The sequence below is a fragment of the Clostridium sp. genome, assembly GCF_051656525.1.
Taxonomy (GTDB): Bacteria; Bacillota; Clostridia; order Clostridiales; family Clostridiaceae; genus Clostridium.
The window spans coordinates 1-3,221 of sequence record NZ_JBOGCC010000274.1 but is presented as its reverse complement, the minus strand read 5'-3'; the positions used below and the strand labels follow the sequence as shown (position 1 = coordinate 3,221).

The window sequence follows — 3,221 nt, the reverse complement described above, 5'->3', positions numbered from 1 at the left end:
GAATCCCTAAATTAAAAATATTATTTAAACAAATATTAAGTGATAGGGAAACTACTTCATTTATACCAGAAACTTTAAAAAATGATTTGGAAGTTATAGACGTATTAAAGGGATTAGAAGTACAGCTTCAAGAGACAGTAATGAATAGAAATGATGGAATTGGAATAGTAGAACTATTCAAAAATATAGAGGATTATAATTTAAGCAAAATATATGTTAGAAATGATATTAGTCTAACTTCTTTATCTCAAATGATGTTTGGTGATTGGAGCATCATAACAAAAGGTTTAGAAGCAAATTATGATGAAGAAAATATTGTATTGAATACAGAGAAATATAGGGAAATAAGAGAAAAATATTTAAAGAAAAGAGACAGTTTTACTGTAACAGAAATAAATGAGGGTTTGAAAAAACTAGGAAGAGAAGAAACTGTAGAAAAGTTTTTCAAGGAGTTTTCTAAAACTATTAATGATAAAAAGAAAAATTATATTGAAGATATAAAAGAAAAATATAATAATTTACAAAAATTGTTAGGGGGTACAAAAACAATTCATAAAAAAGGATTACCAAGTGATATAAAAAACAAGGAGTTAATAAAAGCTTACCTTGATACATGGAAAGACTTTCAAAGGTTTATAAAGCTTCTATTAGGATATGGAACAGAACCTAATAAAGATGAAAGATTCTATTCTGAATTAGAAAGTATATGGCTAGAGTTAGATAAACTAACAATAGCATACAATAAGGTGAGAAATTATTTAACTAAAAAGCCATATAGTATTGAAAAAATAAAGCTTAACTTTAATAATCCCAATTTACTTGATGGATGGTCTAAAAATAAAGAAATTTCTAACTCTTGCATTATGTTTAAAGGGAAATATGGTGAAGATGCGAAAGATAAATGTGACGATTATTATTATTTAGGAATAATGAATACTGAGTTCAATAAAGATTTCAAAACATATAATGAACCTATTGATGAAGAAGATGTTTTTGAAAAGATGATATATTTACAAGCAGCAGATCCAGCAAAAGATGTTCAAAATTTTATGAGGATAGATGGGAAGGTTGAAAAGAAAAATGGTAGAAAAAATAGTGATGGAGTTAATGAACTATTAGAAAACTTAAAAAATACTCATTTACCAACTGAAATAAATAGAATAAGAAGAGAAAGAACTTTTTCAAGAGAAGATAAAGAAAAGTTTAATACTGATGATTTAATAGCATTTATTGATTTTTATAAAGAACTGGCTATTGAATATTATTCAGACTATGATTTTGTATTTAAAGAATCAAAAGACTATTATAGTTTTAAAGAATTTACTGACCATATAAATAAGCAGGCTTATCAGATAAGATTTGAGAAAGTATCTAAAAAATATATAGAATCTCTTGTAAAAGAAGGAAAACTTTATTTATTTAAAGTATATAATAAAGATTTTTCACCAAAAAGTAAAGGAACAAAAAACCTTCATACATTATATTTCAAAGCACTTTTTGATGAGAAAAATTTAGAAAATGTTGTTTATAAATTGAATGGTCAAGCAGAAATTTTCTTTAGAAAAAAGAGTTTAGAGCTTGATAATACAACAATTCATTATGCAAACATACCTATGAAAAATAAAGTGAAAAAAGATGAAGGTGGAAATGAAACAACAGCAGTATATGATTATGACATAATAAAAGATAGAAGATTTACAATAGATACGTTTCATTTCCATGTACCAATTACAATGAATTTTTCTTCAGATGAAATGAAAAACATAAATGAAAAAGTAAATAAAGTTATAAAAAATGGGAAAAATATTAATATTATAGGAATTGATAGAGGAGAAAGAAACCTTATTTATGTAAGTGTAATAAATGAAAAAGGTGAGATATTAGAGCAAAAGTCTTTTAATATTATAAAGAAAAATGAAAACGAAAATGGAAAGGACTACCATAAAGCTATTAAAGAAAAAGAAGAGAGTAGAGCAAATGCAAGAGTGAATTGGGATAATATTGAAGGGATAAAGCAAATTAAAGAAGGATATTTATCTCAAGTTATTCATCAAATTTGTTTAATGATGGAAAAATATAATGCAATAGTTGTATTAGAAAATTTAAATGGGGGCTTTAAAAATAGTAGAAAAAAATTTGAAGTGAGTATATATCAAAAATTTGAAAAAATGCTTATAGAAAAACTTAATTATTATGTAAACAAACAAAAAGATGCTGAAGAATATGGAGGGTTATTGAAAGCATATCAATTAACTAATAAATTTGAAAGTTTTAAAAAGCTTGGAAAACAAAGTGGATTTTTATACTATGTAGATCCATGGGATACAAGCAAAATAGATCCAACAACAGGTTTTGTAAACTTATATAACTTTAAATATGAAAATGTAGAAAAAGCTAAAGAGATAATTGAAAAATTTGATAGAATAGAATTTAATAAGGATGAAGATTACTTTGAATTCGATATAGACTATTCAAAATTTGGAGATAGAGCAAAAGGAAGTAAGCAAAAATGGACATTATGTTCAATTAGAGAAAGAATAATAAATTTTAAAAACAAAGAAAAACAGAATAATTGGGATAGTAAACAAATAGATGTAACAGAGGTACTTAAAAAATTATTCATAGAAAAAAATATAGATATAAAGGAAGATATTAAAAAAGAACTTTTAAGAAGTAACTCAAAAGAACTTTTAAAAGGAGTGTTAGATTTAATAAAAATAATGACACAACTTAGAAATAGTGAAATAGTTAGTGATAGAGATTATATACAATCGCCAGTAAAAAATAAAAATGGAGAATTCTATAATAGTGAACTAGAAAAAGAAAAAACAAAAGAAGAGCAGAAGCTTCCAATAGATGCAGATGCAAATGGAGCATATAATATTGCAAGAAAAGGATTAATGTTAGTACAAATAATTAAAAGTACACCAGAAGAAAAATTAAAAGGACTAAGATTAAATGTAACTAGGGAAGATTGGCTAAAATATGCACAAAAAAATTAAGAAAAAATAAAGAAAATCAGATTCAAAAGGAGATAGATCCCTTTTGAATCTGAAAAAAATTGCAAACCTCAGTCTTAATGTAGTAAAATAAAATTAAAGATTCTAAAACATGAATAAAGAGCTTAGTAAATGGATAAAAATAAAAAGATTTGCAAAATAACTATGCATAAAAATGCATTAGGAGTTTTAGAATCATTAAATTTCTACTGTTAAGTAGAT

Annotated in this window: 1 protein-coding gene; it reads left to right on the top strand. The window is 24.7% G+C overall.

The window, feature by feature from the left end; genetic code table 11:
• Window positions 1-3,002, top strand: a 3,002-nt coding sequence (gene cas12a / locus ACRDDY_RS13470; RefSeq protein WP_438565458.1) for a type V CRISPR-associated protein Cas12a/Cpf1, incomplete at its 5' end; no start/stop codon positions are given.
• Window positions 3,003-3,221 lie beyond the last annotated feature (219 nt).